Source organism: Roseateles sp., from assembly GCF_049240545.1.
In the GTDB taxonomy this organism is placed as follows: Bacteria; Pseudomonadota; Gammaproteobacteria; order Burkholderiales; family Burkholderiaceae_C; genus Paucibacter_A.
Genome location: NZ_JBMLSK010000328.1, coordinates 1 through 21,692, shown reverse-complemented (window position 1 = coordinate 21,692; position 21,692 = coordinate 1). Strand labels below are relative to the sequence as shown.

Sequence of the window (21,692 nt, the reverse complement as noted above, 5' to 3'; positions counted from 1 at the left end):
AAGCGGCACCATGGGTTTTCACGCCAGCGTCGGCGCGCAAAGCTATGCCTTCAGCAGCCTGGCCGAGCTCTTGGCCAAGGCCAGCCCGGCCCGCTCGGGCGATCAGTTAGCCGGCCTGGCGGCCGAGAGCGCGCAAGAGCGTGTGGCCGCGCGCCGCGCCTTGGCCGAGCTGCCGCTGCGCCACTTTCTGAACGAAGCGGTGGTGCCCTATGAGGCGGACCAGATCACGCGCTTGATTCTGGACAGCCACCGCGCAGACGCCTTTGCGCCGGTGGCGCATTTGAGCGTGGGCGATTTCCGCAACTGGCTCTTGTCCGACGCGGCTAGCCCGGCCGCCTTGAGCGCACTGGCGCCGGGGCTCACGCCGGAGATGGTGGCTGCCGTCAGCAAACTGATGCGAAACCAAGACCTGATGCTGGTGGCCAGCCGCTGCCGCGTCGTCACCCGCTTTCGCTCCACCCTGGGCCTGCCCGGCCATCTGGCGGTGCGCCTGCAACCGAACCACCCGACCGACAGCCCGGCCGGCATCTTCGCCAGCATCCTTGACGGCCTGATGTACGGCGCCGGCGATGCGGTCATCGGCATCAACCCGGCGGCCGACAGCGTGCCCGCCATGATGCGCCTGCTGCATCTGCTGGACGACTTGATCCAGCGCCACCAGATCCCCACGCAAAGCTGTGTGCTGACCCATGTCAGCAACACGCTGCAAGCCATCGAACAAGGCGCGCCGGTGGATCTGGTGTTCCAGTCGATTGCCGGCAGCGAGGCCGCCAATCGCAGCTTTGGCATCGACCTGGCGCTGCTGGACGAAGCCCATGCAGCGGCGCTCTCGCTGCGGCGCGGCTTTGAGAACGTGATGTACTTTGAGACCGGCCAGGGCAGCGCCCTGTCGGCCAATGCGCACCACGGGGTCGATCAACAGACCATGGAGGCGCGCGCTTATGCGGTGGCGCGGCGCTACCAGCCGCTGCTGGTCAACACGGTGGTGGGCTTCATCGGGCCGGAGTATTTGTACGACGGCAAGCAAATCATCCGCGCCGGGCTGGAAGACCATTTCTGCGGCAAGCTGCTGGGCCTGCCGATGGGCTGCGACATCTGCTACACCAACCATGCCGAGGCCGACCAAGACGATATGGACTCGCTCTTGGTGCTCCTGGCCAGCGCCGGCCTGAACTTCATGATGGGCGTGCCCGGCGCTGACGATGTGATGCTGAACTACCAAAGCACGTCCTTCCACGATGCTTTGTTCGCCCGCAAGCTGCTGGGCCTGAAGCGTGCACCCGAGTTCGAGGCTTGGCTGCAGGCCATGGGCATCACTGATGCGGCCGGCGCGCTCTTGCCGGCAAGACCTGGCCCCGCTCTGCTGACTGACTCTCTAATGGCCAGGATTGGCGGCATGCCATGAGCGAGCACGGCATCGCCCCCGACCGCTGGGCCACCTTGCGCAGCCACACGCCAGCGCGCATCGGCATCGGCCGCGCCGGCACCAGCTTGCCCACCCGCGAGTTGCTGGACTTTGGCGCAGCCCACGCGCAAGCGCGTGACGCGGTCTTGCTGCCACTGGATGTCGATTCACTCGCTGCAGAGTTGATGACAGATCAAGGCCTGAGCTCTGTGAGCGTGCAAAGCCGCTGCAACGAGCGCGAGGTCTATTTGCGCCGCCCCGATCTGGGCCGGCGGCTCAACGCCGCGTCAGCTGAGAGCTTGCGCGCGGCTGCTGGACCGGCCGTCGATTTAGTCATCGTCCTGGCCGACGGCCTTTCGGCCATCGCCTGCCAGCGTCACGGTCTGCTGCTGCTGGGCTTGCTGCGCCATGAGTTAGCGGGCGGCACGCTGAGCCTAGCGCCCCACATCATCATCGCCACCCAAGCGAGAGTGGCGCTGGGCGATGACATCGGCGCCCTGCTGAATGCCCGCGCGGTGCTGATGCTCTTGGGCGAGCGACCGGGCCTGAGTTCCCCGGACAGCCTGGGCGCCTACCTGACCTTTGCCCCGCAAGTCGGCCGCAATGACGCCGAGCGCAACTGCGTCAGCAATATCCGCCCCGAAGGCCTGCCCTTGGCGATCGCCGCCAAACGCATTGCCTGGCTCTTGCGTGAATCGCTGCGCCGCCAACTCAGCGGCGTGGCCTTGAAGGACGACAGCGAACGGGCGCTGCTGAGCGAGTAGCTCGCTTCGCGAGCGCCTTCTTCATTCAGCCCTTAGCTTTGCGAGCCACCCGACTGCCGCGCCGTCCAGGCGCGCAGTTCCTGACGGTATTGATCCATGGCCAGATCATGCAGATCAAAGATGCAAGGGTCGCAACCATTGCCGCAGCAGGCATCCAGATCGGGCTGATGTGGCGGTTCAGGCTTGGGGTCAAAAGCCGCGATGGCTTGGGCGGAGTCAGCGTTTCTTTCCATCGGCAGGCAGGTTCAAAGGCATCAGCCCGCGGATGTTAGCAAGGCCATGGCCAGCGCCACGAGTTGCTTCCTACATGCCACCCAAAGACGGAGCGTTGCAATTACAGCTTTTAATTGGTAATCTTTGGATACCAATCAAAAGCTGTAAATCCAATTTACAGCACAAGAACTGTATGCCTCAATTCACCGTCCGGACCGCAGAGCAGTTGCCGCCCCTGCTCCAAGCCTTTCGCAAGGAAGCTGGCCTCACCCAAAGCGAGGTCGCTTTGCGCCTGGGCGTCTCGCAACAAACCTATTCGGCCATGGAGCGCAATGCCGACAAGGTGGGCTCTGCGAGGCTTCTGAAACTGCTCAACATCCTTGGCGTCGAATTGGCTCTCGGGAAGACTTTGCACCAGCAAGCGCCTGATGCCTCCTCCGGTCAGCCTTCCAAGACCGATCAACCCATCTGGTAAGCCATGGGTCGCCACTCTCACACCCGCACACTCGATCTCTGGATGAACGGGGCTTTTGTTGGCACTTGGAGCTTGGCCCCAAACGCCCCCGATACGCTTCAGTATGACTTGGCCTGGACTCAGTCCGAGCAAGGGCGCCCCCTGTCCTTATCGCTGCCCTTCACCCCGGGCAACGCGCCGCATCGCGGCGAACGGGTCCACGCCTACTTTGAAAATCTGCTGCCAGATAGCAAGGAAATCCGCGAACGCATGGCGCGCCGGTTCAGCACTGGCTCAAGCGATGCGTTTGAGTTGCTGAGCGAGATCGGCAGAGATTGCGTCGGGGCACTTGAAATCCTCCCCCAAGGCGCTGTATCCGCGGGCACAACTGCGCTGCAAGCCGAGCCTTTGAACGAAGCGGGCGTTGCCCAAGTCCTGCGCGGCACAACGACACCGAGTGCCCTGGGCTGGGCGGGCGAAGCCGAGGACTTCCGCATCTCCATTGCTGGGGCTCAGGAGAAGACCGCCCTGCTGCTGCGAGACGGTCAATGGTGCCTGCCGCGCGGGAATACACCGACGACGCACATCTTCAAGCTTCCACTCGGATTGATCGGCGGCATGAAGCTCGACATGCGCGATTCGGTGGAAAACGAATGGCTCTGCGCCTTGATCCTGAAAGAGTTCGGGCTCCCTGTTGCCGCCTGCCAGCCGATGCAATTCGAGGACCTGCGTGTGCTGGTGGTGGAGCGCTTCGACCGCGCTTGGTGGACACATCCGTCAGGTGACAGGCGCATCATTCGTTTGCCGCAAGAAGACCTGTGCCAAGCCACCGGCCTAGCGCCTGAAGCCAAGTACGAGGCGGATGGAGGGCCAGGCATTGAACGCATCCTCGGCGTGCTGGATGGCTCGATCAGCCGCGAGCAAGACCGACGAGTTTTTTTCAAGGCGCAACTGCTGTTCTGGATGCTTTGCGCCACCGATGGGCACGCCAAAAATTTCAGTCTCTTCCTCAAGCCCGGCGGCCGCTATCAGCTCACACCGCTGTACGACGTGTTGTCGGCCTACCCCGTGGTCGGGGAAGGGCCTGCCAAGATTTCACCCTTCAAGGCCAAGATGGCCATGGCGGTACGCTCGAAAAATGCGCACTGGCGGATGCGCGACATCCTGCGACGACATTGGGAGGCTCTGGGTGCTCGACATGGTGTCCTGACCGAGGACGGGCAAAAGGTTGACTTCCTGATAGATGAAATCGTGGCCCGAACGCCCGAGGTCATCATTAGGACCCGCGCCAAATTGCCGGACGGGTTTCCTGAGCAACTGGCGGATGCAGTCTTCCAAGGACTGCAAGGCGCGGCCAGGCAACTCGCTCGCTAATTCCCAACCGCAATAAAGGTCAGCCGCAGCGCCTCTCCGATCTCAGCGTCACAAGAAGTGACACAAGTCATCCCCGGAAAGCAAAAAAGCGGCCTTTTGAGGGGCCGCTTTCTGTGTTCCGCTTCGCTAACTCGTTGATTAGCAAGGGATTTATTCTGGTGGCCTGGGGCGGAATCGAACCACCGACACGCGGATTTTCAAAGCCCCGAAAAGCTATTCTAGAACAGGGGTTTAGTTGTCTTGCCCCTCCCTTCTTGCTCCTGTTTTGATGTGCGCTTTGTGTCGATGGCAACGCTAAGTCACTTGCTTTTGTAGACACGACACCGGGAACTTTGCAGGCTTGCGACGCCGTTCGACTGCGACAATGATTCAGATGGCGGAACGCCAGATGAATAAACGAATATGGCCGAGCAGATGCTACGAACCGACAACGATGAAGATGAGGCGGCCGGGATTGCCAGCGCGCTAGTGAAAGCTCGCCACGAACGCGGGCTGACCCAAGCCGACCTTGCAGAGCGAAGTGGCGTGTCTCGCTCCGCAATCAAAGGCTATGAGACCGGGCGCACGATGCCGGGCTCCCGGGAACTGAAGGCTCTTTGCGTCACATTGGGAGTCAGCCCGACCACGCTTCTGTACGGGTCTGAACAAGCGTTTGCATCCGAGGCCAGCACTTCGCCAGGCGAGCATGCGCCTCGTTCAGGGATGAGGATGAGATGGCAACTACAAACGCTGACCACGCTTTTGCCGGATGATGAAGTAGGCGCATTGCTGCATCTCGCACGCTCGATTGTGGTTGCCCGTCACGGTGTGGAAGTAGCGGACTCTCGGCTGTCAGCTGTATCTGACGCATTTTCTGTACTCACTGGGCCACAAGGGCCAAAGGCCCAGGCCGCACTTGGTCGTTTTGTGGCCGCTATGGATGAAGAAGATGCCGCAGATGCCGAAGTGATCGACGCAGTGACGGAGGATATTCGGGCAAGCAGAACAGGCAAACCCGCAAAGGACAACTAAAAAGCCAGTTGCACTTTTTGCTCACCTTGATGTAAAGTCAACAAAACACCCATTCGGGCGTTTTGTTGACCAATTCGAGGTTCTATGTCCCGCATTAATTTTGAAAACCTTCCTCTAAGCTCAGACGCGGCGCGTGCTGCGCGCAACTACTTCGGCTGGCCTCAAGCTAAAGCTGCCGAGGAAAGCGGACTTCCGCTCCACAAACTCAAGCGTTTCGAGTCGGGCAATTACATCCCCGACGCTGAATTCCTTGAAGCCCTTCGCGCCTTCTATGAGAAGCGCGGCTACCAATTCGAAAACACCCCGGCGCCAGGCGACAACGCCAAGCGCAATGGCAATGTGTTCCCTGGTGGCGTCGTCGGCGATACCGAGGCGCCGATAGGCGAGGCCAAGAACTACCGCGACCGCACTGGCGCGGCTAAGGTGCATCACATGCGCATCGCCCTGCAAGACGAAGGCGAAATGGGCCGGGCCTTGGACCTGATCGAAGACAACGAAGAAAAGGTCGCTGCGCTGCTGCGCAATCCCATCAAGACTGGATTTTTCGACCTGGCCGAAGACACCAAGGCGCAACACGCTGAAGCCGTGCGCTTGCTCGCTGAGAACGGCATGCTGTTCGCCAAGCTGTTTGGCCGTGAGTTCGGCGGCAAGCCCTCGGCAGACTCGCTGAAGGCCAGCAAGTCCAAGCCCACGACCACCGGCGATCTGCTGCACAACCTGCAAGCCGATGCTCATCTGGTCGCGGCAGGCGACACCGACGCCAAAGAGCGTCGCAAAGCGCGCAAGCCGGCCGCCAGCTTCACGCAGGCACTAGGCCTGAGCTAAGCACTCCCCGCCCGACCCGAAACCGGGCAGGGGTGCGCTCACCGCAACTGCGCCACCCCTGGCCCGTCCTTCAAAGCCAGGAGATCACCATGGATCAGTACCAAGGCCAGGCCGCTGCATGGGCGCCCCCTTTGCTCTTTTATCTCTCCACGGACTGAGGGGTAGATCATGCAAGCCCCTCAAATGATCCCGCACTACCTGCCACGCCTGGCAGAAGCGTTTGACTTGCCCGACGAAGACTTAGGCGACCAGGCCGAACGCGCCGCAGCCTCAGTGCTTCGCCTGGCCGACCTGTGGGGGCGCAATGGCACCGCCGATGCGGCCGTGTTGCGCTCACTGCGAAGCATTGCAAAGCGTCATGCGATCCGCTTGCCCAACAAGGCGGGCCTGACTGAGCGCATCAATCGCATGTGCGATGCCGGCTGGTGGCGCCGCGCCCTGCGTTACCGATTCAAAGCGGTTGAACTCCACCAGATTCAAAGCGGCGCCGTGCACAAGCATGCATCGCCCTATGTGTCGGCCAAAGCCCTGCGGCGGCATGAGCGCAACGCGGCCAGGCTGGCCCGGCAAATGGATTGCATGGAGGCCACCAACCAATCGACTGGCGAAGTGATCCACATGCCCGAGTTGATTGAGGCCAGCTTGTCTAACCCGGTAAACCGACGCAATGCCCTGATGGCCCGCATCAAAGGCATCGAGATCAGCGCCACGGCAAAGGGGCATGTTGGCTTGTTCCTGACGATCACTTGCCCAAGCCGCATGCATGCCCGCTATGGCAAGACCGGGGCGGCCAATGAAACCTATGACGGCACCTTCCCCACCAAGGCCCATGGCTACTTGTGCAAGGTGTGGGGCAAGGCCATGCGAAGCGCAGCGCATCAAGGTTTGATCGCCTATGGCCTGCGCGTCGTTGAGCCGCATCATGACGCCTGCCCGCACTGGCATTTGCTTGTGTTCACGCCGGCCGACCAGGCAGAAGCCTTCAGCGACACGCTGCGGCGCTATGCGCTGGCCGACAGCCCCGATGAGCCGGGCGCGCAGGAGCGCCGCTTCACCGCAAAGCTGATTGACCCCACCAAGGGCAGCGCCGTCGGCTATGTCGCCAAGTACGTATCAAAGAGCATCGACGGCGAAGGCGTTGATGCCGACCACGAAAGCGACAACGACGGCAAGAGTGCAGCGCGGCGCCAGATCGCCTGGGCCCGCACCTGGGGCATTCGTCAATTTCAGTTCTTCGGCGTGCCTGCCATCACGCCCACCCGGGAGCTTTACCGAGTGGCCGGCACCAACCTACCCGGCCAAGCTTTGGCGGAGTTGCACCAGGCATGCAAAGCCAACGATTACGCGGCCTGGCTGGCCGCTACGGAGGCTCATAGCCTGAGCTTCAGCATGGACTACAGCGAGCGCGCCAGCACGCGCTATCGCGGCGAAATCACCAAGGCCATCCAAGGCTTGCGCGTACAGGGTGGCGACCTGGGCGGCCAATTGCAGATCACGACGCGCTGCGACACCTGGCACATCAAGCCGCGTGCGAAGGCAAAGCCTTTGCCTGCGGAGGGCGCCGAAGGCGCTGCATTTGCATCCCCTTGGACTCGATTCAATAACTCCGCACCCCTTGATTTTGAAAGCCTTTTTCCGAGCGCATTGCCCGAGGACTTAGAAGGGTTTGGGGGAGTTGGCGCGGATTGCGCTTTGGAGGGTGTCCCGCCCCGGGCACCGCTACCCGGGGCAGAACGAGCCTATGGGAGATCAGGCCGGCGCTCAGCTTAGCCCGGCGCTGAATTGACGCAAGAACCTCAGTTGAAAGGAGCACACATGCTGCAACTCGTACCGAAGCAAATACCGTCCTTGTCGATGATGTTGGATGACTTGGGCAATCCCTCTGCGGCCAAGCTTGCCAAGGCGCTTGGCGTCTGCCGGCGCACTGTCGGCCGTTGGGTGGCCGACGATGAAGCTCCACGCGCCGCCATGCTGGCCATCTTTTGGATGACAAGTTGGGGTATCTCAACGATCCATTGCGAGGCCCATAACGCGGCCAGTCAAACCGCAGTCCTTGTTGCTGCCCTCAAGCGTGCCAATGCTGACCTTCAGGCCAAGCTCGACAGCCTCGCGAACTCAGGCAGTACCCGTTGCCCTGATTGCCCACGCGGCGCAACAAACGGCCAGGTAGCAATCGAGCGTGGCGCGGCGCACCAGTCAGTTGCCGCCGCAATGACGCGGCGTGTGCGCAGTCTCTCGCGGACAAAGCACTTCGGATGAACCCAACAAAACACCCGATTCAACCCGGCCTACCAGGCAGAGCAACCATGCAATTCCCGTACGTACGTAAAGCGGAGCAACCCCGCCAATCTCTATGGAAAACCGAAGACGGTTTCCGGTTGATCCGGTCATTCTCCATAGAACACAACGCCCGGCGTTTCAGCCGTCATGTGGAGCGAATGGGCAAGCAAGACCGCCGCACCCAATCCGGCCGGCGCTTCGCCATGAAGCTCCGTCGCATGCGGAGGGCGCAAGCATGAGCGGCTTGTTTATGACCACCGAGGAACTCACCGAGTTGACCGGCTTCAAGCAAACAAAAGGGCATGTGCGCTGGCTTGAGCGCAACCGCTGGCGCTTCGTACTGACGCGCAGCGAGCAACCCCGAGTGGCTCGCGATTACTTCTTGGATCGCATGGGCCTACCGCGCAGTTCAACCGGGTTCACCGACAAGGTGAACCACGCTGCAACCCTAGAAGAACCTGACTTTTCTGCACTGGATCGCATCTGACCATGGGCCGCGTTCGCACCACCAACAAGGGCTTGCCCCGGGGGCTGACCATCAAGGATGGCCGTTATTACCATGTGACCACGGTTGCCCCGCGCAAGTGGACACCGCTCGGCCGTGATCGCTCGCAAGCCCTGCTTGCATGGGCGAAGCTGGAAGGCAGTGAGCCTGACCCGAGCATTAAGACCTTTGAAGTGGTGTCGCTGCGCTATGAACGCGAAGTGATCCCGACCAAGGCAAGGCGAACACAAAGCGACAACCTGAAAGAGCTTGAGCGCCTACGCGCCGTCTTCGGCCGGGTGATGATCGAGGCCATCAAGCCGCACCATGTGCGCGCCTACCTCGACAAGCGCGGCCAGCAAGCCAAGGCGCGTGCCAATCGCGAGAAGGCCTTGCTAAGCCACATCATCAACAAGGCCCGCGAATGGGGCTACACAGATGCACCGAACCCTTGCCAAGGGGTCAAGGGCTTCAAGGAAGCCGGCCGCGACCGCTATGTGAGCGATTCGGAATTTCGGGCGGTGTGGGAGAAGGCAGACCAGACCTTGCGCGATGCAATGGACCTGGCCCTGCTAACCGGGCAGCGGCCGGCCGATGTGCTGAAAATCCAGCGTGCCGACCTACACGACGGCGCGCTGTGGATCGTGCAGAACAAGACCGGCGCGAAGCGGGCCATCGAAGTGACCGGCGAGCTGGCCGCGCTGATCGAGCGGATTAACGCCAGGCCACGCGAGCGCCTGAGTGCCTGGCTGATTCAGGATGATTGCGGCAAGCCGCTAGGCACCTTTGCGATGCGATCACGCTTCGACAAGGCCAGGACGCTGGCGGAAGTGGACTTTCAGTTTCGGGATATTCGTGCAAAGGCTGCGACCGATACGGGCGACCTGGCGCACTCGCAGAAGCTGCTGGGTCACAGGAATCGAGAAATGACCGAGCATTACGTGCGTGCACGCATTGGTGAACGCGTGCAACCACTTCGATAGGTCAAGTCACAGGCTTCCGGCTCCCTTGGCTTCCCATTCGGGGGCATGAAGCAGGACCGCCGCTTTATCATCCGCGCTCCATAGCGGGCCAGTTTTTTCCCAATAGAAGAAATAGGCCTTGCGCCCGTTCTCGAGCGCCTTCTCTGAGGAGCGCCCTCTCTTTGTGTAGAGGACAACGAGATCGCCGTTGCGGACCTCTTTGTTCGGAAACCAGAAGGTGTTCGAAACGCCGATATCCACGTTACCAGTCTCGACACTAAAGCCCGTATGGAATACAGCGTATTCGCCAAGCTCGCATTCCCGAAGGACGTCAATTACCAGACGCTCCTCTTCGGCTACGCCTTTGCCTGCTACCGAGCGAAGCTTAAGGTTCATGATTTCACCGCCTTGGCTACAACACCACCGACTACCAATAGCCCCCCCAAGCCAAGTGCAACCCATCCCGAGGCGCCAACCGTCCAAACATTGGGCGCATAGCCAATTGCAGCCCCCCCAACGGTTATGCACGTCAGCGAGAGAATCTCAAAAGCGTTGTTGTCCTTGCCCTTTTGCTCCAGCACTGCCGCTCGCCTCTCACTCTGAAAATACCGCTCTCGGAAGCTAACAAGCTCCCTCACTTCGGCTTCGAGTCGTTCGATCTCATCGACGAGCAGTCGCTGCACCGCCGGCGACGAAAACTCCTTATCGTCAAGTTCCCGACGCAGCGCTGATAGTGCTCGCCGCTGTCCATTTGCGGGCTTCGTGGGCTCGACAGTAACGGTCCGGCTCGCCGATGACGGCTCCTGGTCCGGCAACTCCCGTGAACTAGTCATGCTTGCCTCATCATGGTTTTGCGAGCCACCCTGGCACATATGCTGGCCACTACTCGCTTTTGTAGAAGCTCAGTCAAATTGTAGAAAAGCCCCGACCAGTTTCCTGTGCGGGGCTCTCGCCTAAGTGCTTGTCAGCCTTAGTAAATTTTGGTGGCCTGGGGCGGAATCGAACCACCGACACGCGGATTTTCAATCCGCTGCTCTACCAACTGAGCTACCAGGCCATCTTTTTGCTTGCTGACTTGTTTCAGAGATCTGTTTCAAATCAGCGAAGACCATGACTATAGCACCTTTTTTAGGTTCCGCGCTTATTTCTGCTGAGATCGACACCTAATTGTTTGAGCTTGCGATACAGGTGGGTGCGCTCGAGGCCGGTTTTCTCGGCCACACGGGTCATCGAGCCGTTCTCTTTGGCCAGATGGAATTCGAAATAGCTCTTCTCGAAAGCGTCGCGCGCTTCACGCAAGGGGCGGTCCAGCTCGAAGCTTTGCTCGGAGGCAAGGCCCATGGACACGGGTTGCACCGATTGCGGCAGCATGCCCATGCTGGGCGCCGAATACTGAACTGCGGTCTCCGGGCGGACATAACTGACCGGCTGCTGCCCCACAGGAGGCGCCGGACGCGGTGCGGTCTTGACCAGCGACTGCTCCACAGCACGAAGCAGTTTTTGCAGCGTGATGGGCTTTTCAAGGAAGGCGATGGCGCCAAACTTGGTGGCCTCCACGGCGGTGTCAATGGTGCCGTGGCCGCTCATCATGATGACGGGCATGGTCAGCATGCCGGCTCCGCCCCATTCCTTCAGCAGGGTAATGCCGTCCACATCGGGCATCCAGATGTCCAGCAAAACCAGGTCCGGGCGCATGCGTTCGCGCACTGCGCGAGCCTGGGCGGCGTTTTCTGCCAGTTCGATCGTGTGTCCCTCATCGCTGAGGATTTCGGACAAGAGGGCGCGAATGCCCAGTTCGTCGTCAACTACAAGAATTGTTGCCATGGATACCTAATTCACGCCGGCTTGATTGCAGTGCCGGCCTCGGCTGCTGCAGTCGCGAGTTTTGAAAATGATAACGAAACTTGCGCACCCACCACCGGCTGGGCTTCATCACCCCCCGCATACAGGTTGCTCAAACGGATGCGCGCGCCGTGTTCGTCGGCGATTTTCTTGACCACGGCCAAGCCCAGACCGGTGCCCTTGGTCTTGGTCGTGACGTAGGGCTCAAAGGCGCGTTTCAACACCTTCTCGGCAAAGCCGGCGCCATTGTCGATGATTTGCAAGCGCAAAGAGCTGGGCTGGCCACTTTCATTGACGCTTTGCTGGGTACGCACCAGCACATGGCCGTCCGCTCGGTCTTGTACTGCATCCAAGGCGTTCTGCACCAGGTTGTGAATGACCTGGCGCAGCTGCGTGGCGTCACCTCGGATGCGGCTGGCGTCATCGGCCAATTCGGCATGCAGGCGGCCCGATTCTTGGGGCTCGGCATACAAGGTCAGCACCTCGCTGACCAGGGCATTCAAGTCGAGCGGCTTGAGCTGCGCGGAGGGCAGGCGCGCATAGTCACGGAACTCATTGACCAGCTGCTTCATCGACTGCACCTGGTTGACGATGGTGGCTACCGAGCGCACCAGCATGGCTTGGTCGGTGCCCTCGAGCTTGGCTTCGAGCTTGTGCTGCAGGCGCTCGGCCGAGAGCTGGATCGGCGTCAAAGGGTTCTTGATCTCATGTGCCAAGCGCCGGGCCACCTCGCTCCAGGCCGCCGAGCGCTGCGCCGACACGACCTCAGAGATATCGTCAAACACCATCAAGCGGGCCTCGTGCGGCAGCGGCGCGCCGCGTACCAGCAGGGTCAGCACATCGCCAGCGGCGTCGAGCTTGAGTTCGAACGCATCTTGCCAGTGATCGCTCTCGCCGCTGGCCGCATGGGCCGGGCTGTATTGCTCAAAGCGCTGGGCGATCTCATCGGCAAAAGGCTGCAAGGCCTCGATCTCATTCAGACGGTGGCCCTGAAACGCACTCGGGGGCAGGCGCAGGATGCGGGTCGCACCGGGGTTGATGGTCTCAATCCGCTGCTGCGCATCGAACACGATCACGCCGGCGGTCAAATTGTCCAGAATCGTCTGTAAATGGGTGCGTGCGCTTTCCAGCTCGGCGACGCTGCGCTCGACCATGGCGCGAGCATCGGAGAGCTGCTCGGTCATCTCCGCAAACGAGCGGGTCAGGCCGCCCAACTCGTCGCGCGAGCTGAGCATGGGCTTGCGACTCAAGTCGCCCTGTGCCACCTGGCGCACGCCGTCGGCCAAGAGCAGCAAGGGACGCGCCAACTGATTGCCCAAGGTGACGGCCAGCAACAGCGCAGCAAACACGGCCAGAATCAGCACCAAGGTCAGCGTGCCCAGATACATGCGGCGCAGGCCGTCGCGTTCCAGGGCGCGTTGCTGGTACTCGCTGCTGGCCGTTTGCACGGCCAGGGCATTGGCCAGCACCGCGCGCGGCACCCGCTGGACCACCATCAAAAAACGCTCTCCCAAACCACCGCTGCTAAGGCGCAATTCGGTATTGGGCAAGAGGGCCAGCGCACGAATGCGCGCCTGCCCTTGTAAGGCCAGGGCCTCGTCTTCCAGCCCTTCCAGCTGGCTGGCCACATTGGCATTGCGGGCCAAACGAAGCATCGCATCGCTGGGGCGATCGCCGATCAAGGAAGTGGTATCGCCGCCCGATGACATCAAGATCTGCCCATGCCCGTTCACCACGGCCACGGTGCGCGCCCCCATTTGCTCGCGCAGGCGCTCCAGTGCCAGCGGCTGCGGGACACCACTGCCTTCCGACAAACGCAGGGCCGCACTCTGTGTTTTGCTGGCCAGATCGGTTTCCAAGCCGACCAAGGTGCCACGACCCAGATTCAGACCCGCCTCCAAGGCGCTGGCCAGCCGCACGTCAAACCAGCTTTCGATGCTGCGATTGACGAACTGATACGACACGCCGTAAATCATCACGCCGGGCACCACGCCCACCAGGGCGAAGATGCCGGCCAGCTTCAAAAGCAGCTGGCTGCCAAATTTACCCTTGCGCACCCGCAAGGTCAGGCGCACGGCGGCGGCGCCAATCACCAACACCAGCAAGGTGGCGACCGCTGCATTCAGCCAGAACAGCCAGACGTAATGCCGCTCAAAAAAGCCGCGTTCGGAGGTGGCGCCGATCGACAAGAGAAAGGCCAGCACCCCGCAAACGCCGGTGACGATCACCATGGAGATGACCCAGGCCCAACGCGCCCGCTTACTCATGCCGCCTCGCTCATGCCATCTCGCTCATGCGCTTGTGCTCACGCGCTTTGGCTCACTGGCCGCCCAGGCTGCGGATGCTGAAGTCGGGGTTCAGGCTCAGATTGCGCTCCAGGGCCAAGCCCCATCCCTGCGGTGAACCCAAGCCAATTTGCATGGGCCGCGGCAACTGGCTGGTGTCCAGGCGGTAGCTGAACTCAACGTAATAGCGGCCCTCATCCTCAACATCCTTGGGCTCGGCAATGCGCCAGCCCGACACGCCGCGCAGCGCCGTCAAGGCCTCGCCCAAGCTGGCATAGCCCTGGTTCAAACCACCGGTACTGACCTTGTACTGCCGGGTCAGCGGCTGCCAAGCCAGGCGCCAGGTGCGGGTGCTCCGGGTGGCTCGGGCGTCGCGCCAGTACCAACGGTAGCGCAGCACGCCGGCCTCCGCAGTGAAGTAAATGGGCACGCCTTTCTTCAAGGCCTCTTCTGCGGAAGGCGGTAAATCAAAACGGGTGCTGAAACTGAGTTCCAGGCCTTCCTCGCTGCGCGCCGTGCTGATTTGGGTCAGCTCCACCCCGTCGGCACGCGCGACGCCTTGCGTCACCCCCAGCAAGAGCAGGCTCAAAAACAGCGCCAGCACGGTTTGAACCCAGCGGCCAGCCAAATACTTCAGTGCACCACCCCCAGGCGTGGGGCGGCCAATGTTTGCGGCGAAGACGAGGGGCGAAATCAAAATCGGCGACGGACGAAAGGTTGAACGGGCACTAGGCTATCAAAGTTCTTGAATCAAGCCAGACACTCGCCCAGAAGGTTACTCAATGTTTTTAGGTGGCTGTTGACGCAGCCGGGAGATCAACTTTTGAGCAACAGCGCGTAATAGAACCCGTCAAGCAGGGAGGGTTCGGCCGCTGCAGCCTCGTCGCCATTGTGTGCGAGCGGCAGTAAGTGCCCTGTGACGCCCGCCACTTCACTCGCGTTCGCCCCGGTTTGGCGTTGCAAAAACGCGTCGATTTGCGCCTGACCCTCCGCCTTGAATATGGAACAAGTGGCGTAAACGAGACGCCCACCGGGTTTCAGGGTCAGCCACAAGGCGTCCAGCAAGTCGGCCTGGATTTGCGCCAGATTGGCGATATCTGTCGGCCGACGCAGCCAGCGCACGTCCGGATGACGCCGCACGATGCCGGAGGCGCTGCAGGGCGCATCGAGCAAGATCGCATCGAACATGCGGCCATCCCACCAGCTGGCGGTGTCGCGAGCGTCAGCGGCGCGGGTTTCGGCCTTCAAGCCCAGGCGTTTCAGGTTGTCTTGCACCCGTTCGAGCCGGCTGGCGTCGCTGTCCAGGGCCAGCAGATCCAGATCGGCCAGCTCCAGCAGGTGCGCGGTCTTGCCGCCGGGCGCCGAGCAGGCGTCCAGCACACGGGTGCCGGCCGGCGAACCCGCTTGAAGCAATAAAGGCGCGGCCAACTGCGCCGCCGCGTCTTGCACCGACACATCGCCCTCAGCAAAACCGGGCAAGGCGCTCACCGGCACAGCGCGGTCCAAAACCAGGGCCTGTGGCGCCAAAGGCCCGACGGGGCGGGCCGCAATGCCGGCGGCCGTCAGGCGTTCCAGATACGCCGCAGTAGCAGCCTCGGGGCTTGAGCGCCGCGCATTGACCCGCAGCGTCATCGGCGGATGCTGGTTATTGGCCTTCAGGATGGCCTGCCATTGCTGCGGCCAATCGCGCTGCAATTGCTCGATCCACCACAGTGGGTGATTGAACAAGGCCTGCGGCTGGGCGGCCACGGTCTGCACGATGGCCTCGCGCTCACGCAAAAAGCGTCGCAGCACCGCGTTGACAAAACCAGCACTGGCCGGCGCCCGCTTGCGCACCGCGCTGACCACTTGGTCGACCACCGTGTGGTCTGCGTAAGGTCGCTCTTCAGCACTGGGCCAGAGCAGCGCCAAAGCGCCGAGCAGCAGCGGCTCCACCTTGGGCGGAGGGGCTTTGGGGGCCAAAAGCTGACGAGCCGCTTCGGCGGCGCCCAACTGGCGCAGCACGTAAAAACTGAGCGACTGAGTACCGGGGCGCAAGTCCGCCGGGCAGCGCGCCAGCACCTCGGTTAGCGAACGGCCGGTGCGCACGGCCTGCACGGCATCGGCCACCTGCAGCATCAAGCGCTGCAGCGGCGGGGAAAGCGTGGGAGAGGAAGAGGATGGTTGAGTCACCGGCTCAGTGTAGGCGAGGCGACTGCCCCCGTCGGTGCGAACCCCGCGTGAGCGAGGTCTTTGCAAAGCGGACACAATGGTCCCCTCAGCGCCGATTGGCGCCCCGAAAGAGAAGGCCCATGTCCGGCAAACTGTCGACCCCCACCGTATCCCTCAGCGCGGCCGAGTTGTCCGCCCTACCCGCTTCTGAGCGCGTGCGCTACCGCTTGATCAGCGCCGGCTGCCGCCACCACGCCAACGACAATATCTCCGCCTTCATTGAAGACGGCGAGTTGGCGGAGTTGCAGGCCGAGGTGCAAGCGCAGATGCAAGGCGTTTTGCGCGCGCTGGTGATCGACACCGACAGCGACCATAACACCCAGGACACCGCCAAGCGCGTGGCCAAGATGTTTGTGCAAGAGATCTTCAAGGGCCGCTACCAGCCGATGCCAGCGGTGACCGAGTTCCCCAACGTCACGCGCTTGAATGAGCTGATGATTGTGGGGCCCATCACCGTGCGCAGCGCTTGTTCGCACCACCTCTGCCCCATCATGGGCAAGGTCTGGATCGGATTGCTGCCTAACGAGCATTCCAATCTGATCGGATTGTCCAAGTACGCCCGCATCTGCGACTGGATCATGAGCCGGCCGCAGATTCAAGAAGAAGCCGTCACCATGCTGGCCAATGAGCTGCAAGAGCGGGTGCAACCCGATGGCTTGGCCATCGTGATGGAAGCTGACCACTTCTGCATGCACTGGCGCGGCGTCAAGGACAACGAGTCCAAGATGACCAATAGCGTGATGCGGGGCGCCTTCCTGAAGGACCCGAATCTGCGCCGCGAGTTTCTGTCTTTGATCAAACCCTGAGCCTTGCGCGCCCACCGGAGGAATTTCCCATGCTTGTCCGCCTGATGTATGCCAGCCGCGCCAATCAAGCCATGTCGGACCAGGACCTGAGCCTGATCCTCAAGCAATCTCGCGAACACAACCCCGCCGAAGGCATCACCGGCCTGCTTTGCTACACCGACGGCATCTTCATGCAGGTGCTGGAAGGCGGGCGCGACGCCATCAATGCGCGCTACAAGCAAATCCTCAGCGATGCACGCCACCATGACGTCATCCTGCTCAGTTATGAGGAAGTGGGCGAGCGCCAGTTTGCCGGCTGGTCCATGGGCCAAGTCAATCTGCACCGACTCAACCCTGGCCTCTTGCTGAAGTATTCCGAGACCGGTCGCCTCGACCCTTATCAGATGAGCGGCCGCTCGCTGATGGCCTTGTTCCACGAACTGGTCAGCTCGGGCGCCATCGTCTGCAACTAAGACGGCCCGCGCGCTCGGTTCACAGCGAGCGCGCCTCCCGAAAGCCATAAATACTGGCCAGGATGCGGGTCGGAAACTGGGTGATGGCCTCATTGAAGCGACCCACCGCCTGATTGAAGAGCTGGCGCGTGAAGCTGCGCTGGCGTTCGATCATCTTCAACTCATCCACCAGGGCGAACAGCTCCGCGTGTTCGCGCAGCTCGGCATGATGGTCTAGCAATGACATCAGCCGAGTCAGTGCTGCCGCATGTACCGCGCTGGCCACGCCCAAACTGGCCACCGGGTCGCTCGCATAGGGCCGCGCCCGAACCGCTTGCGCAGCCGCCTGCGCTTCGACCTGCGCCGCATCCAGCGCATCGAAAGTCGCCTGCTCATTGCTGAGCAAAGGCCTCAGCAAACCCAGCAACTTGGCACAGGTGCTGGCTCGCGCACTCAGGTGCTCATCCAACTGCGCATAGGCGGTGGTGATGGCATTGCGCAAACTCATCAAGCGGTTGTAGGCACCAATGCACCAAAAGACCAGCAGCGCCAGGATGCCCCAACCCAACCAACTCAGATCAAACATAGCCGCCCTGCTGCTGTTGCTGCTCAAACTCGAAGTAACCACGCGCCCGCAGCTCACAAGCCGGGCAGCTGCCGCAGCCATAACCCCAGGCATGGCGCTGACTGCGCTCACCCAGATAGCAGGTGTGGGTGTGCTCAATGATCAAGTCGTTCAAGGCCGCACCGCCGAGTTGCTCGGTCATCGCCCAGGTCTGTGCCTTGGTGATGAACATCAAAGGCGTCTCCAGCGTCATCGGCGCGTCCAGCCCCAGGCTCAGCGCCACTTGCAAGGCTTTGAGCGTGTTGTCACGGCAATCGGGATAGCCTGAAAAATCGGTCTCGCACATGCCGCCCACGAGCACCGAGGCGCCACGCCGATAGGCCAGCGTCGCCGCAAAAGTCAGGAATAAAAGATTGCGGCCCGGCACAAAAGTATTGGGCAAGCCGTTGGCCTGCATCTCAATGGCCCGGTCTTCGGTCAAGGCGGTGGAAGAAATCTGCCCCAGCAGGCTCAGGTCCAGCAGATGGTCCTCACCTAGCTTGGCGCCCCAAGCCGGGAAGCGCGCAAGCAGCTCGCTGCGCACGGTTTGGCGGCACTCCAGCTCGACACCGTGGCGCTGGCCATAGTCAAAACCCAAGGTCTCGACTTCGGCATAACGCTCCAAGGCCCAGGCAAGACAGGCGGTCGAATCCTGACCGCCGGAAAACAAGACCAAGGCCTTGCGGTTTTGATTGGCTTGCGAAACTGCAGTACTCATGAGCTTGTCCAGAAAACTTGGACGCAAGTGTGCCAGGGTCGGCGGCCATGCTATGTTGTTCGAATCCAAAACCTCGGGAGGACGATGCCGTGAATTCGCATGCCAAACACCCACTCGCCTTGGCCTTGCTGTGCGTCATGCCCAGCCTGAGCATGGCGCAAAGCAGCAGGATCAACCAGGTGCTGGTCTACCCCGGCGGGGCCACGGTGGAGCGCGTTGCCAAGGTGGCCGCAGGCGCGCAGCAGCTTGAGATCAGTTGCCTGCCGGCGCGCTTTGAGCTCGACTCGCTGCAAGTCCGGGCCGACGCCGGCGTGCAGATCGGCGACGTCAGCGTGCTCACCGTGCCACGCGAGCGTGCCCCCGAATGCGCCAGCAGTCCGCTGGACGCCCGCATCCGCGAGCTGGAGGATGCCCAAGCCGCCCTCAAGGCCGAGAGCGAGGCCCAAGACTTGGTGCTGGGCTATCTGAAAAACATCGGCGGCGACGCCCGAGGCAATGCCGGCCCGAACGGGTCTATCGCCGGCACCGCCGACTTGCTGCGCCGCAGCGGCCTGGAGGCCTTGCAGCGCCAACACCAGTTCTTGCGCAAGAAGCAGCAGCTCGAGCAAGACTTGAGCCCCCTGCTGGCCGAGAGAGATCGCCTGATCAAGGCCAACCCGCAGCTGCGCACCCTGCAGATTCGCTTGGCTGCACCGCAAGGCGGAGAGGTCCGGCTCAGCTACCGCCTCAATCAAGCGGGGTGGACCCCGGTCTACCGCGCACATCTGGACACGGCCAAAGGCCAGATGCGGCTGGAGCGCCAAGCTCAGGTCGCGCAAAGCAGCGGTGAGGACTGGGACGGTGTGCGGCTGCGCCTGTCGACAGCGCAGCCACGTCAGAACAGTGGCTTGCCGCCGCCGCGCCTGTGGACGCTGGACATGCTGCCTCCGATTGCCGCAGAAGCTCAGCTGATGCAAGCCCCGCGCGCCATGGCTGCGCCGGCCCCAGCCCCATTCGCCCCTCCCCCCGAACTCAATCTCGCCGCACCCGAAGCTCGCTTTGACGTCAGCGTCTTTCAGGGAGAATTCGCGGCCGAGTTTGCCGTGCCAGGTCTGGTGACGCTGAACAGCGACGGGCAACGAGTGGGCTTCACGCTCGGCAATCACCCGGCGCAAGACGCTCAAGTGCTGAGCCGCATCCAAGCCCAGCAAGAGGCACAGGCCTATTTGATGGTGGACTTCGTGCGCCCGGCTGGGTCCTGGCCCAGCGGCAGCTTGCAACTGTTTCGCGATGGCGACTTTGTCGGGCAGAGCCAGCTGAACTTGGGTAGCGAGGAGCGCAGCGAGATGTTCTTCGGCCGCGACGACAGGGTGCGCGTACGGGTCGAACCTGAGCAACGCGGTGGCGCCAATGCCGGCTTCATTGGCGGCCGTGTCGAGCAAAAGATCGGCCACGCCTATGTGCTGGAGAACCTGCACAAAAACACCATCACGCTGCAAGTGCTGGAGGCCAGCCCGGCGGCACGCCATGAAGACATTCGCGTGCAGACCCAGTTCAATCCCAAGCCGAGCCAGCTGAACTGGAAGAAGCAGCCCGGCCTGGTGATGTGGCAGCAGCCCCTGGATGCCGGCCAATCACTGCGCATCACGGCAGACTATCTGATCAGCTACCCCAAGGACGCACGAGTAGGCGGCTTGCGGTGAGGGAGGACTCGAGGCAAAGACGCGGTCAGCTGCCGTAACCCAGATCCTGCACGGTCTTGAGCCGACCATCCTCAAAGACCAGCAGCTGCATGAACTGGCTGGGCCCGAAGTTGTAGGTCCATTCCTCAATGCTGACCAGGATCTCGCGCTCCCGCTCGATCACTTGACCCTGGGCTGATCCCGGCCTTGTGCTGTTGATGGCGCCGTCCCGCACGCGGAGGATACGCCGTTCGGTGCGACTGTCTCGCAGGCTGGGGGTGCCGCATTTCTTCAGCACTTCGGCCTTGTGCATGCCGGCGTCAATGACGAAGGAGTTGCAGCGAAAGGCCTGCGCCGCCGGAGCACACAGCAAGGCGGCCAGCGCCAGCAAGACGCCGGCCAGCGAGGGGCAAGGATTGCGTGTCATGAGCGTTCCAAAGATGCTTGGGCTGCGGTGTCTCAGGTCCGGACTTCGCCCTGCCCCAAGACCACCCACTTCATCGAGGTCAAACCCTCCAAGCCGACGGGGCCGCGGGCGTGCAGCTTGTCGGTGGAGATGCCGATCTCGGCGCCCAGGCCGTACTCAAAACCATCGGCAAAACGGGTGCTGGCATTGACCATCACGCTGGCCGAATCCACCTCGCGCAAGAAGCGCATCGCGCTGGCGTGATTGGTCGAGAGGATGGCATCGGTGTGGTGCGAGCCATAGCGATTGATGTGGGCGATGGCCTCGTTCAGGCTGTCCACCACCTTGATGCTGATGATGGGGCCCAGGTATTCCTCGCTCCAATCAGCCTCGGTGGCCGCCAAGACCTTGGCGCCGGGGATCGGGCCCAGCAGCGCCAGCGTGCGCGGGCAGCCGCGCATCTCCACGCCCTTCTCGGCCAGCAAGGCGCCGATATGCGGCAAGAAGTCTGAGGCGCTTTCCGCATGCACCAGCAGCGACTCGGTCGCATTGCAAGGGCTGTACTTTTGCGTCTTGGCATTCATCACCACCGTCAAGGCCAAACCGAAGTCCACCTCGGCATCGACATAGCTGTGGCAGTTGCCGTCCAGATGCTTGATCACCGGCACCTTAGCCTCGGCGCTGATGCGCTCGATCAGGCTCTTGCCGCCACGCGGGATGATCACATCCACATGCTCGGGCCGCGAGATCAAGAGGCCCACGGCGGCACGATCTGGCGTGTTGATCAGTTGCACCCCGGTCGCCGGCAAGCCGGCCTCTTGCAGCGAGGCCGACACCAACTCCGCCAAGGCCAGATTGGAATGCAAGGCTTCAGAACCACCCCGCAAGATGCAGGCATTGCCGCTCTTGATCGCCAGCGAGGCGGCCTCGATGGTGACGTTGGGGCGGCTCTCGTA

24 protein-coding genes and 1 tRNA gene are annotated in these 21,692 nt (G+C 62.0%); 13 read left to right on the top strand and 12 right to left on the bottom strand.

Annotation, left to right across the window (positions count from 1 at the left end; all coding sequences use genetic code 11):
- The first annotated feature begins 10 nt into the window (after positions 1 to 10).
- Both ACOVRJ_RS20285 and eutC read left to right on the top strand, forming a co-directional pair.
- Positions 11 to 1,405: an ethanolamine ammonia-lyase subunit EutB gene (locus tag ACOVRJ_RS20285; protein WP_422045632.1), complete on the top strand. Its 1,395-nt coding sequence runs from the start codon at positions 11 to 13 to the stop codon at positions 1,403 to 1,405.
- Positions 1,402 to 2,169 carry an ethanolamine ammonia-lyase subunit EutC gene (eutC, locus tag ACOVRJ_RS20280; protein ID WP_422045631.1) on the top strand — a complete coding sequence of 256 codons (768 nt, stop codon included), beginning with the start codon at positions 1,402 to 1,404 and terminating at the stop codon, positions 2,167 to 2,169. The genes ACOVRJ_RS20285 and eutC overlap by 4 nt, the downstream gene beginning before the upstream one ends.
- A gap of 32 nt (positions 2,170 to 2,201) precedes the next feature.
- On the opposite strand, the gene ACOVRJ_RS20275 is transcribed toward eutC, so the two are convergent.
- Entirely contained in the window at positions 2,202 to 2,402 is a 201-nt protein-coding gene (locus tag ACOVRJ_RS20275; protein ID WP_422045630.1) for an oxidoreductase-like domain-containing protein, read from the bottom strand.
- A 173-nt stretch (positions 2,403 to 2,575) separates the two neighbouring features.
- Here ACOVRJ_RS20275 and ACOVRJ_RS20270 point away from each other — a divergent pair, with 173 nt between their 5' ends.
- From ACOVRJ_RS20270 to ACOVRJ_RS20235, 8 genes are all read left to right on the top strand, one after another.
- Positions 2,576 to 2,857 (top strand): helix-turn-helix domain-containing protein, encoded by a 282-nt coding sequence (locus ACOVRJ_RS20270; protein WP_422045642.1) that lies wholly within the window; start codon positions 2,576 to 2,578, stop codon positions 2,855 to 2,857.
- Positions 2,858 to 2,860: 3 nt separating this feature from the next.
- Positions 2,861 to 4,210 carry a type II toxin-antitoxin system HipA family toxin gene (locus ACOVRJ_RS20265; RefSeq protein ID WP_422045629.1) on the top strand — a complete coding sequence of 450 codons (1,350 nt, stop codon included), beginning with the start codon at positions 2,861 to 2,863 and terminating at the stop codon, positions 4,208 to 4,210.
- Positions 4,211 to 4,612: 402 nt separating this feature from the next.
- Positions 4,613 to 5,221 carry a helix-turn-helix domain-containing protein gene (locus ACOVRJ_RS20260; RefSeq protein ID WP_422045628.1) on the top strand — a complete coding sequence of 203 codons (609 nt, stop codon included), beginning with the start codon at positions 4,613 to 4,615 and terminating at the stop codon, positions 5,219 to 5,221.
- Between the two features lie 84 nt (positions 5,222 to 5,305).
- Positions 5,306 to 6,046 (top strand): hypothetical protein, encoded by a 741-nt coding sequence (locus tag ACOVRJ_RS20255; RefSeq protein WP_422045627.1) that lies wholly within the window; start codon positions 5,306 to 5,308, stop codon positions 6,044 to 6,046.
- A 168-nt stretch (positions 6,047 to 6,214) separates the two neighbouring features.
- A complete protein-coding gene (locus tag ACOVRJ_RS20250) occupies positions 6,215 to 7,816 on the top strand; it encodes a replication endonuclease (RefSeq protein ID WP_422045626.1) in 1,602 nt (533 codons plus the stop codon).
- Positions 7,817 to 7,861: 45 nt separating this feature from the next.
- Positions 7,862 to 8,305 (top strand): hypothetical protein, encoded by a 444-nt coding sequence (locus tag ACOVRJ_RS20245; RefSeq protein WP_422045625.1) that lies wholly within the window; start codon positions 7,862 to 7,864, stop codon positions 8,303 to 8,305.
- Between the two features lie 256 nt (positions 8,306 to 8,561).
- Positions 8,562 to 8,813, top strand: a complete 252-nt coding sequence (locus ACOVRJ_RS20240) for a DUF4224 domain-containing protein (RefSeq protein WP_422045624.1) — start codon at positions 8,562 to 8,564, stop codon at positions 8,811 to 8,813.
- 2 nt (positions 8,814 to 8,815) lie between these two features.
- On the top strand, positions 8,816 to 9,793 hold the full coding sequence (locus ACOVRJ_RS20235) for a tyrosine-type recombinase/integrase (RefSeq protein WP_422045623.1): 978 nt from the start codon (positions 8,816 to 8,818) through the stop codon (positions 9,791 to 9,793).
- A 6-nt stretch (positions 9,794 to 9,799) separates the two neighbouring features.
- Here ACOVRJ_RS20235 and ACOVRJ_RS20230 read toward each other — a convergent pair whose 3' ends face one another.
- The 7 genes from ACOVRJ_RS20230 to rsmB form a co-directional block, all read right to left on the bottom strand.
- Positions 9,800 to 10,168, bottom strand: a complete 369-nt coding sequence (locus ACOVRJ_RS20230) for a hypothetical protein (RefSeq protein WP_422045622.1) — start codon at positions 10,166 to 10,168, stop codon at positions 9,800 to 9,802.
- Entirely contained in the window at positions 10,165 to 10,605 is a 441-nt protein-coding gene (locus tag ACOVRJ_RS20225) for a hypothetical protein (RefSeq protein WP_422045621.1), read from the bottom strand. Before ACOVRJ_RS20225 ends, ACOVRJ_RS20230 begins: the two co-directional genes overlap by 4 nt.
- Before the next feature lie 148 nt (positions 10,606 to 10,753).
- Positions 10,754 to 10,829, bottom strand: a tRNA-Phe gene (locus ACOVRJ_RS20220).
- Positions 10,830 to 10,900: 71 nt separating this feature from the next.
- Positions 10,901 to 11,596, bottom strand: a complete 696-nt coding sequence (locus ACOVRJ_RS20215) for a response regulator (protein WP_422045620.1) — start codon at positions 11,594 to 11,596, stop codon at positions 10,901 to 10,903.
- An 11-nt stretch (positions 11,597 to 11,607) separates the two neighbouring features.
- Entirely contained in the window at positions 11,608 to 13,881 is a 2,274-nt protein-coding gene (locus tag ACOVRJ_RS20210) for an ATP-binding protein (RefSeq protein ID WP_422045619.1), read from the bottom strand.
- 52 nt (positions 13,882 to 13,933) lie between these two features.
- Positions 13,934 to 14,596 (bottom strand): DUF4390 domain-containing protein, encoded by a 663-nt coding sequence (locus tag ACOVRJ_RS20205; protein ID WP_422045618.1) that lies wholly within the window; start codon positions 14,594 to 14,596, stop codon positions 13,934 to 13,936.
- A gap of 119 nt (positions 14,597 to 14,715) precedes the next feature.
- Complete coding sequence (rsmB, locus tag ACOVRJ_RS20200; protein WP_422045641.1) at positions 14,716 to 16,017, bottom strand: 16S rRNA (cytosine(967)-C(5))-methyltransferase RsmB; 1,302 nt, start codon at positions 16,015 to 16,017, stop codon at positions 14,716 to 14,718.
- Between the two features lie 173 nt (positions 16,018 to 16,190).
- On the opposite strand from rsmB, the gene folE reads away from it, so the two are divergent.
- The gene (gene folE / locus ACOVRJ_RS20195; RefSeq protein ID WP_263539271.1) at positions 16,191 to 16,916 is read left to right on the top strand and encodes a GTP cyclohydrolase I; all 726 of its coding nucleotides are present in this window, start codon (positions 16,191 to 16,193) and stop codon (positions 16,914 to 16,916) included.
- 29 nt (positions 16,917 to 16,945) lie between these two features.
- Positions 16,946 to 17,368, top strand: coding sequence for a BLUF domain-containing protein (locus ACOVRJ_RS20190; RefSeq protein ID WP_422045617.1), 423 nt, complete (start codon positions 16,946 to 16,948; stop codon positions 17,366 to 17,368).
- Between the two features lie 19 nt (positions 17,369 to 17,387).
- On the opposite strand, the gene ACOVRJ_RS20185 is transcribed toward ACOVRJ_RS20190, so the two are convergent.
- On the bottom strand, positions 17,388 to 17,933 hold the full coding sequence (locus tag ACOVRJ_RS20185; protein ID WP_422045616.1) for a LemA family protein: 546 nt from the start codon (positions 17,931 to 17,933) through the stop codon (positions 17,388 to 17,390).
- A complete protein-coding gene (queC, locus tag ACOVRJ_RS20180; protein ID WP_422045615.1) occupies positions 17,926 to 18,669 on the bottom strand; it encodes a 7-cyano-7-deazaguanine synthase QueC in 744 nt (247 codons plus the stop codon). The genes ACOVRJ_RS20185 and queC overlap by 8 nt, the downstream gene beginning before the upstream one ends.
- Positions 18,670 to 18,758: 89 nt before the next feature.
- Here queC and ACOVRJ_RS20175 point away from each other — a divergent pair, with 89 nt between their 5' ends.
- Entirely contained in the window at positions 18,759 to 20,351 is a 1,593-nt protein-coding gene (locus ACOVRJ_RS20175; protein WP_422045614.1) for a DUF4139 domain-containing protein, read from the top strand.
- 25 nt (positions 20,352 to 20,376) lie between these two features.
- On the opposite strand, the gene ACOVRJ_RS20170 is transcribed toward ACOVRJ_RS20175, so the two are convergent.
- Together ACOVRJ_RS20170 and ACOVRJ_RS20165 are read right to left on the bottom strand one after the other, a co-directional pair.
- Entirely contained in the window at positions 20,377 to 20,757 is a 381-nt protein-coding gene (locus ACOVRJ_RS20170) for a DUF2845 domain-containing protein (protein ID WP_422045613.1), read from the bottom strand.
- 32 nt (positions 20,758 to 20,789) lie between these two features.
- Positions 20,790 to 21,692 (bottom strand): glutamate-5-semialdehyde dehydrogenase (locus ACOVRJ_RS20165; RefSeq protein ID WP_422045612.1); only part of this gene is annotated, 903 nt, incomplete at its 5' end.

Bases quoted from the DNA above. Each gene is read 5' to 3' on its own strand.
- ACOVRJ_RS20285 (WP_422045632.1), top strand. From the start codon at position 11: ATGGGTTTTCACGCCAGCGTCGGCGCGCAAAGCTATGCCTTCAGCAGC.
- eutC (WP_422045631.1), top strand. From the start codon at position 1,402: ATGAGCGAGCACGGCATCGCCCCCGACCGCTGGGCCACCTTGCGCAGC.
- ACOVRJ_RS20275 (WP_422045630.1), bottom strand. From the start codon at position 2,402: ATGGAAAGAAACGCTGACTCCGCCCAAGCCATCGCGGCTTTTGACCCC.
- ACOVRJ_RS20270 (WP_422045642.1), top strand. From the start codon at position 2,576: ATGCCTCAATTCACCGTCCGGACCGCAGAGCAGTTGCCGCCCCTGCTC.
- ACOVRJ_RS20265 (WP_422045629.1), top strand. From the start codon at position 2,861: ATGGGTCGCCACTCTCACACCCGCACACTCGATCTCTGGATGAACGGG.
- ACOVRJ_RS20260 (WP_422045628.1), top strand. From the start codon at position 4,613: ATGGCCGAGCAGATGCTACGAACCGACAACGATGAAGATGAGGCGGCC.
- ACOVRJ_RS20255 (WP_422045627.1), top strand. From the start codon at position 5,306: ATGTCCCGCATTAATTTTGAAAACCTTCCTCTAAGCTCAGACGCGGCG.
- ACOVRJ_RS20250 (WP_422045626.1), top strand. From the start codon at position 6,215: ATGCAAGCCCCTCAAATGATCCCGCACTACCTGCCACGCCTGGCAGAA.
- ACOVRJ_RS20245 (WP_422045625.1), top strand. From the start codon at position 7,862: ATGCTGCAACTCGTACCGAAGCAAATACCGTCCTTGTCGATGATGTTG.
- ACOVRJ_RS20240 (WP_422045624.1), top strand. From the start codon at position 8,562: ATGAGCGGCTTGTTTATGACCACCGAGGAACTCACCGAGTTGACCGGC.
- ACOVRJ_RS20235 (WP_422045623.1), top strand. From the start codon at position 8,816: ATGGGCCGCGTTCGCACCACCAACAAGGGCTTGCCCCGGGGGCTGACC.
- ACOVRJ_RS20230 (WP_422045622.1), bottom strand. From the start codon at position 10,168: ATGAACCTTAAGCTTCGCTCGGTAGCAGGCAAAGGCGTAGCCGAAGAG.
- ACOVRJ_RS20225 (WP_422045621.1), bottom strand. From the start codon at position 10,605: ATGACTAGTTCACGGGAGTTGCCGGACCAGGAGCCGTCATCGGCGAGC.
- ACOVRJ_RS20215 (WP_422045620.1), bottom strand. From the start codon at position 11,596: ATGGCAACAATTCTTGTAGTTGACGACGAACTGGGCATTCGCGCCCTC.
- ACOVRJ_RS20210 (WP_422045619.1), bottom strand. From the start codon at position 13,881: ATGAGTAAGCGGGCGCGTTGGGCCTGGGTCATCTCCATGGTGATCGTC.
- rsmB (WP_422045641.1), bottom strand. From the start codon at position 16,017: ATGCTGCAGGTGGCCGATGCCGTGCAGGCCGTGCGCACCGGCCGTTCG.
- folE (WP_263539271.1), top strand. From the start codon at position 16,191: ATGTCCGGCAAACTGTCGACCCCCACCGTATCCCTCAGCGCGGCCGAG.
- ACOVRJ_RS20190 (WP_422045617.1), top strand. From the start codon at position 16,946: ATGCTTGTCCGCCTGATGTATGCCAGCCGCGCCAATCAAGCCATGTCG.
- ACOVRJ_RS20185 (WP_422045616.1), bottom strand. From the start codon at position 17,933: ATGTTTGATCTGAGTTGGTTGGGTTGGGGCATCCTGGCGCTGCTGGTC.
- queC (WP_422045615.1), bottom strand. From the start codon at position 18,669: ATGAGTACTGCAGTTTCGCAAGCCAATCAAAACCGCAAGGCCTTGGTC.
- ACOVRJ_RS20170 (WP_422045613.1), bottom strand. From the start codon at position 20,757: ATGACACGCAATCCTTGCCCCTCGCTGGCCGGCGTCTTGCTGGCGCTG.